The sequence below is a fragment of the Caballeronia sp. genome (assembly GCF_028292365.1).
GTDB lineage: Bacteria > Pseudomonadota > Gammaproteobacteria > Burkholderiales > Burkholderiaceae > Caballeronia.
The window spans coordinates 1-6,727 of the sequence record NZ_JAQGMM010000623.1 but is presented as its reverse complement, the minus strand read 5'-3'; the positions used below and the strand labels follow the sequence as shown (position 1 = coordinate 6,727).

At 59.0% G+C, this 6,727-nt stretch carries 7 protein-coding genes; 1 reads left to right on the top strand and 6 read right to left on the bottom strand.

Annotated features, from left to right (window positions below; translation table 11 throughout):
* Positions 1–345: 345 nt before the first annotated feature.
* A complete protein-coding gene (locus JWR14_RS36235) occupies positions 346–1,518 on the bottom strand; it encodes a glycosyltransferase family 4 protein (RefSeq protein ID WP_299719176.1) in 1,173 nt (390 codons plus the stop codon).
* Positions 1,519–1,720: 202 nt separating this feature from the next.
* Here JWR14_RS36235 and JWR14_RS36230 point away from each other — a divergent pair, with 202 nt between their 5' ends.
* Positions 1,721–3,067, top strand: coding sequence for a glycosyltransferase family 4 protein (locus JWR14_RS36230; RefSeq protein ID WP_299719174.1), 1,347 nt, complete (start codon positions 1,721–1,723; stop codon positions 3,065–3,067).
* Between the two features lie 123 nt (positions 3,068–3,190).
* Here JWR14_RS36230 and JWR14_RS36225 read toward each other — a convergent pair whose 3' ends face one another.
* The 5 genes from JWR14_RS36225 to rlmB all read right to left on the bottom strand — a co-directional run bounded on the left by JWR14_RS36225 (position 3,191) and on the right by rlmB (position 6,563).
* The gene (locus tag JWR14_RS36225) at positions 3,191–3,427 is read right to left on the bottom strand and encodes a hypothetical protein (protein WP_299719173.1); all 237 of its coding nucleotides are present in this window, start codon (positions 3,425–3,427) and stop codon (positions 3,191–3,193) included.
* Between the two features lie 343 nt (positions 3,428–3,770).
* A complete protein-coding gene (gene rpiA, locus JWR14_RS36220; protein ID WP_299719171.1) occupies positions 3,771–4,466 on the bottom strand; it encodes a ribose-5-phosphate isomerase RpiA in 696 nt (231 codons plus the stop codon).
* A gap of 102 nt (positions 4,467–4,568) precedes the next feature.
* Positions 4,569–4,961, bottom strand: coding sequence for a SirB2 family protein (locus JWR14_RS36215; RefSeq protein WP_299719169.1), 393 nt, complete (start codon positions 4,959–4,961; stop codon positions 4,569–4,571).
* Positions 4,962–4,976: 15 nt separating this feature from the next.
* Entirely contained in the window at positions 4,977–5,807 is an 831-nt protein-coding gene (locus tag JWR14_RS36210; RefSeq protein WP_299719167.1) for an N-acetylmuramoyl-L-alanine amidase, read from the bottom strand.
* Between the two features lie 9 nt (positions 5,808–5,816).
* A complete protein-coding gene (rlmB, locus tag JWR14_RS36205; protein WP_299719165.1) occupies positions 5,817–6,563 on the bottom strand; it encodes a 23S rRNA (guanosine(2251)-2'-O)-methyltransferase RlmB in 747 nt (248 codons plus the stop codon).
* Positions 6,564–6,727: the final 164 nt, after the last annotated feature.

Sequence of the window (6,727 nt, the reverse complement as noted above, 5' to 3'; positions counted from 1 at the left end):
GGAGAAAGAGGGGTTCACACATCCGTGGCTCTGGCGAGCACCGTGCTTTTGGGGCACCTATGAATAGAAACTGCACGCTGTGGACACTTAGGGTAGTGCGGTTAAAAGCGTTTTCTTTGCTTCGTTTCTTTTTCGCTTTGGAAAAAGAAATGACGCGCCGCCACGCGCAGTGGCTAATAGTGATAAAGAGAATATCCGAGTCACGCAGACCACCAACACCGAAAGCAGCAACCCGGCAACGACTCAGACCGCTAACCCTGGAACCTGGCAACCCGACAATAAACCCCCACCACTACGCCCAAAGCCACCAAACCCGTCCACCGGCGCGAGCGAAAACCCACCGCCCTATGCGGCCTTAACATACGCCGGCGGCATAACACTCGTCAGCTCGCTTTCCCGGCTAGGACCGGCCTTGGCCATCGCGTTCAACACCTCAACAATAAACCGGCGACGGAAATCAGCAGCACCAAAGCGCTCAGCATTTCTCCGGCACGCAGCAACCGTAAAGGCATGCGAGCAATCCTCGAACCGCTCCACAGCATCACACAACGATGCCGGCGTCTGGGTCATGAAATGCAAACCCGTCGCCCCCGGCGATCCAAGCGGAATCACCGACTCCAGCGCCCCGCCCTTGCCATAAGCAATCACCGGCGTACCGCATGCCTGCGCTTCCACTATAGCAATGCCAAAATCTTCTTCCGCAGCATACACAAAGGCCTTGGCGCGTTGCATATGGTCTTTCAAGACCTCGAATGACTGATAACCCAAAATACTCACATTGGGCGTCGCCTTCGAACGCACCAGATCCATCTGCGGGCCATCGCCAATCACCACCAGCTTGCGATCAGGCATGGAAGCAAACGCTTCCACGATCATATCGATACGCTTGTAAGGCACCATCCGCGATGCGGTCAAATAGAAGTCGCCCTTCTTGTCACCCACCTCGAATGCCTGGACATCAACCGGCGGTGCAATGACCGCCGCTTCCCGCCTGTAGCTCTTCATGATCCGGCGCGCTACGAATTGCGAATTCGCAATCATGCGATCCACGCCATTAGCTGAGCGCGCATCCCAGTTACGCAGGTAATGCAGCAACATGCGAGCCGCCCACGAACGCGGTCCATGCTCAAGACGCGCCTCACGCAAATACTGATGTTGCAAATCCCACGCATAGCGAATGGGTGAATGCACATAGCTCACATGGGTCTGGTCGGGCCCGACCAGCACACCCTTCGCTACCGCATGCGAACTCGAGAGCACAAGATCATAGCCAGACAAGTCGAACTGTTCGATAGCAAGCGGCATCAGCGGCAAATACCCCCGATACTTTTTCTTCGCATAAGGAAGCCGCTGAATGAAGGAGGTCTTCACCGGCTTGTTATGAACGATAGAACGATCTTCGAGGAAGTCCACCAGGCTGAAGATATCTGCCTGCGGGAAGCACGCAATCATTTGCTCCAGCACCTTTTCCGCGCCGCCCGACACCACCAGCCAGTCGTGAACAATAGCCACTTTCATGATCAAACCCGTCTGCCGCAGCCCTTGCTGCCAATGAAGCGAGTTTAAAGATAGTCACTGCACGCTTTCGTGCGCACGCCCACACACCCCGACCATCACATTGCGAATAATGAGCGCTGTGTCCGCTTGCCCACGGTCGATATCTTCATCGGCTTACGGTTTGCCCATCGTTCATTCGACTATTCGCACCGCCCTGTCATCGATGCCCACAAAATCCGCAGCCAGCTTATCAATTCCATCCAATACGCTGCTGCGTGATGCAGGCCCGGCAACGACTGCCAACGCACGCGAATCCGCCCCGCAACGCGCGGATGCCGCCGCCTCGTCGTTATCGAAAGGAGAGCCGCGCATTCTCTTCGTCGATCAAAGCGGCCAGCTAGGCGGCGCCGAGATCTGTCTGCTGCCGCTTGCCATTCAATGCACCCGGCGCAGCGAAGTCCTGTTGCTCTCAGATGGCCCGTTTCGCGAACGTCTCCAGGCTGAAGGCGTGCGGGTATCAGTGGACGCGGACGCACGTATCTCGAACATCAAGAAGGACCGCATGCGGTTCGCCGCGCTTGGCGCATTGCCGGGTATCGTGCGCCAGGTCCGCTCCATTTCAGTCCGCGCGAAGTCCTTCGATATCGTCTTCCTCAACACGCAAAAGGCCTTGATTCTGGGCGCATTGGGCCGCGTACTTCATCGCAAGCCGACGGTTTGGCATGTACACGACATCGTCTCGCGCGATCACTTCGGCCGCCTGCATCTGTTGCTGATCAAGTGGGCCGTGAGGATCGGCGTCGATCACCTGATCGCTAATTCGCGTGCATCCGCTGATGCGCTCATCGAACTCACCGGCCTGCCGCCGAGTGCCGTCCCTGTCGTCCATAACGGCGTGGACATGGCGCGTTTTCGCGGCAACACAATGCAAGTGGCCACGCCAATGGACGAGCGCCGTGCAGCGCTTGGGCTCCCTGCCAACGCTTTTCTCGTCGGCTTGTTTGGTCGCTTCACCGCATGGAAGGGTCAACATGTAGCACTCGATGCGATTGCACGCGTGCCACACGCTCATCTTGTTCTGGTCGGCGATGCACTCTTCGGCGAGACGGAATATGCACAGAGTCTAAGAGCGCAAGCGAAGGCGCTTGGCATCGAGGAGCGTGTGCACTTCGCGGGTTTTCAACACGACGTAGCGTCGTGGATGAATGCCATGGACGTGGTCGTGCATGCGTCCACGCAACCAGAACCGTTCGGCCTTGTGATCATTGAAGCGATGGCCGCAGGCAAGCCCGTGATCGCCTCTAACGGAGGCGCGGTACCCGAAATACTGAGGGATCGCGAGAACGGGTTGATCGTCGAACCGGCCAATGCACCCGAACTCGCAGATGCAATCAGCACATTGCAGCGTGAACCGGAACTGGCAGTGCGTCTCGCCGCCCAGGGTCGTGCCGATGCAGGCCAGCACTTCTCCATCGACCGATATCTGCGTCAGATGACACGCGTGCTCTTCGACATCGCAGCACCGGCGCCTGAAGCTAATGCCGATGTAAACCTGGCAAAGCATCGCTAAGTGCTAATGCTAAGGCAGAGACCGAAACAGGCGCAAAGAAAAATTAAGTAGAACAGTTAAAGATTGAAAAATCCCGATATATGGCATGCCGGGCTCTTTCAATAACCTGCTTGCCTGACTGCTTCAACGCTTGCTTAGATTGCGCGGCATGGCGAGCTGGATCTCATACAGGGCGGCAAGCATAGCCAGGTAAGCACGTTCACTTTCTGCTTCCTGGAGCGACATTCCCTTGCAGGTCTGCGCACCCATGATCATGCCAAGGCACAACGCGTAGTTGCCTGCGAATGCGGTGGGTGAAGGCTCTACGTGCTTGAGCCGCGAGTAAGACGCGTCGAGCGTCTTGCGAAGATTGGTTTGCATCGCCGAACTCCCTTATTGTTAAGACCTTTGACTTCAAGCCCACGCATCAGCAGCTATACAAGCTATTACGCTTTTTAACGCAGACAGAATGTTCGCGGTCGCGCAATCGGGTGGGCTTGGAGCGTGTTGCTCTGGGGACTGGCTTATTTTGACTGACTGGCTGTTCTTCTCGATCAGAGATATCTTACTAATCGCATACATCATTGAAACGATCTGTTCCGGGCATCTGAGCCTGAAGCCGCGTTCCGGCCGGACTTCCTGGCCGCGCGGCAAATTAAAAAGCGCAAAAAAAAGCGCGGCCGGCTTGAAAGCCTCCGCGCATGGTTAGAGCGTATCGCAAGCCTTATCGCTGCGTGTAGTCGATCCGCTCCACGCCGCCCGGCGTTCCTAGCAAACATACATTCGCGCCACGCGCCGCGAACAATCCAACCGTCACCACGCCCGGCCACGCATTGAGTTGCGCTTCAAGCGCGAGCGGATCGGCGATCTTCAACGTCTTCACGTCGATGATCTCGTTACCGTTGTCGGTGATAAACGGCGAGCCGTCTTGCGTCACGCGCAGCACCGGAACTCCGCCCAATGCCGTGATGCGCCGGCCGATCGCCGTGCGCGCCATCGGCACGACTTCAATCGGCAAGGGGAACGTCCCAAGCACCTCGACACGCTTGCTTGCGTCCGCGATGCAGACAAACACGTCGGCCACCGACGCTACGATCTTCTCCCGCGTAAGCGCCCCGCCGCCACCTTTGATCATCGCGCCGTGCGGGTCGATTTCGTCGGCGCCATCCACGTACACAGGCAACGATTCGATCTCGTTCAACTCCAGCACCTTGAAACCATGCGCTTCGAGCCGAGCGGTAGAGGCAAGCGAGCTCGATACCACCCCGCGATACCGCGACTTCGTGCTGGCGATGGCATCGATAAAACAATTCGCCGTCGTGCCCGTACCGACGCCGATCACCGCGCCTTCGGGTACGTTGGCGTGGACATAAGCGGCCGCTTCGGCAGCGACCAGTTGCTTCAGTTCGTCTTGGGTCATGGCGAGGGTGACAGCGTAAAGGGGGAAACCTCAATTCTAGCTGAGCGCGGCGGCGCAGCGTCGTGCCGCTGCGACTGTGGCTGCGGCGGCCGCGACGTCCACTCAAACGTGCATGAAAAAACCAAGCGGATTGTGCGTGCGCGCTACCGATGCAATAAACGCGAACACGATGATTGCCAGCAGGCCGAACATCGCTCGCGCGCCCTTCGTGCGGCCGCGTTTGAGCGCAAGCGTACCCAGCACGATATACACGATCAGCCCGACGATCTTCGCCGACAGCCACGCCGCGTTCGGTCCAAAGCCGATGATTCCCACCAGCCCGATTGCGCTCAACAGCAGCAACGTATCCACGATATGCGGCACGATCTTCACCGCGCGTTGTTGCAGCAGTGTCGATTCCCGCAGCATCCAGATATAGCGAATGACAAAAGCCAGAATGCTGAGCGCAGCGCACGTCATATGCACAGAGCGCAGCGGCAGATAAAGATCAGACATGGGCGCGAAGGTCCTTTAAGGGAAGTATTTATCGAGCAACGCGGCCGCGATTGCATCTGTTTCTGCATCGGGGTTGCCCGCGTAATCAGCGGGGCGAAAGTGCATCTGGAATGCGGCGATCACACGGCGTGTCTTGTCATCGAGCACGCCGTCATTCGCGACGTCATAGCCGTATCGCTGGAGTTTTTGCTGCAAGGCAGCCACGTCGACAAGCGACTTGGGATCGCGTCCGGCGAGGCGTTGCGCCACCGTCGCGTCATCCGGCCATGCGCCAATACCGTTGTCGTAAAGCGTGTGCCAGGGGAATGCGGGGCCCGGATCGGTCTTGCGTTGAGGCGCGATGTCGCTATGGCCCACCACACGCGTGGGCGGAATCTCGTAGCGCGTGACAATGTCCTTCGCGAGCTTCACGAGCGCATCGACCTGCGCCGGCGGATACGGTTGCCACGTGCGTCCTTGCGGTGTATCGACGGGACCCACGTTGACGTTTTCAATGCCTATCGACGCCGCATTCAGCTCCGTCGTTCCCTGCCATTCGCTTTGGCCTGCATGCCACGCCCGCTCTGATTCCGGTACGAGCTGATAGACCACCGGTTCGCCATTCCTGACAGGTGGATTATCGGGCACGACGTAGTGGACGCTGACATCATCACCCGTCAGGACTGCGAGCGATCGCGCTTCGTTGCCTTGGGTGTAATGCATGACGAGGAAGCGCACACGCGAGTCGGCGCTGGGCGCGTGATAACGCGTGTCGGCAATGTAGGCGCCGCGATCGATCTCGGTGCTGGAGCACGCTGCGAGCAGCGTGCAGCACACCCCGCAAATGACAGCGAAACTGAATCGCATGACGCGCGCTTACTTCTTCTTCACCGACCGTTGCCGCACGGCTTCGAACAAGCAAATCCCGCTTGCCACCGATACATTCAGGCTCTCTACGCTGCCCGCCATCGGGATCTTCATGATCTCGTCGCAGGTCTCGCCGGTGAGGCGTCGCATGCCCTCGCCTTCCGCGCCGACAACAATCGCCACCGGACCATCGAGCTTCGTCTCATAGACACTCGCCGTGGCATCGCCCGATGTGCCGATCACCCACACGCCCGCGTCCTTCAGCTCGCGCAATGCACGCGCCAGATTCGTCACGGTGATGTACGGCACGGTTTCAGCGGCGCCGCTCGCGACCTTCGCGGCGGTTGCGTTCAGTCCGGCCGAACGATCGCGCGGGGCGATCACGGCATGCGCGCCGGCGGCATCGGCCACACGCAAACACGCGCCGAGGTTGTGCGGATCAGTCACGCCATCCAGCACCAGCAGCAACGGCGTACCGCTGACGCCATCGAGCAGTTCCGCCAGGTTCTGCGCGAGCGGCATGTCGGTTGCGCGCGCGACCACGCCTTGATGGCCGACGTTGCCCGACAGGCCCCACAGGCGCGCTTCGTCGGCGGCGATCAGGCGAATGCCCGCTTCCTTAGCGGTGCGCAGGAAATCCGTCATGCGCCGGTCCTTGCGGGTCGGATCGTAGAGAATTTCTTCGATCGTCGATGCGTCGGCGCGAACCCGTGCGGTCACCGCGTGAAAACCATACAAAACTTTAAGACGTGACATGACTGGACCAGACCGTATTCAAACAAAACAAAATGGAAACGCGGCCCGGTGCGTGATGCATCGGGCCGCGCATTTCAAACTGAGGCGCGTCGCCTTCGTCGCTACCGCGCGCCTCAGCGCTTCTTTCGTGGCGGGTGACTCTTGGCCGCCACCTTCGGCGCCGC

Coding starts and splice junctions, on each gene's coding strand:
- JWR14_RS36235 (WP_299719176.1), bottom strand. CDS start 1,518: ATGAAAGTGGCTATTGTTCACGACTGGCTGGTGGTGTCGGGCGGCGCG.
- JWR14_RS36230 (WP_299719174.1), top strand. CDS start 1,721: ATGCCCACAAAATCCGCAGCCAGCTTATCAATTCCATCCAATACGCTG.
- JWR14_RS36225 (WP_299719173.1), bottom strand. CDS start 3,427: ATGCAAACCAATCTTCGCAAGACGCTCGACGCGTCTTACTCGCGGCTC.
- rpiA (WP_299719171.1), bottom strand. CDS start 4,466: ATGACCCAAGACGAACTGAAGCAACTGGTCGCTGCCGAAGCGGCCGCT.
- JWR14_RS36215 (WP_299719169.1), bottom strand. CDS start 4,961: ATGTCTGATCTTTATCTGCCGCTGCGCTCTGTGCATATGACGTGCGCT.
- JWR14_RS36210 (WP_299719167.1), bottom strand. CDS start 5,807: ATGCGATTCAGTTTCGCTGTCATTTGCGGGGTGTGCTGCACGCTGCTC.
- rlmB (WP_299719165.1), bottom strand. CDS start 6,563: ATGTCACGTCTTAAAGTTTTGTATGGTTTTCACGCGGTGACCGCACGG.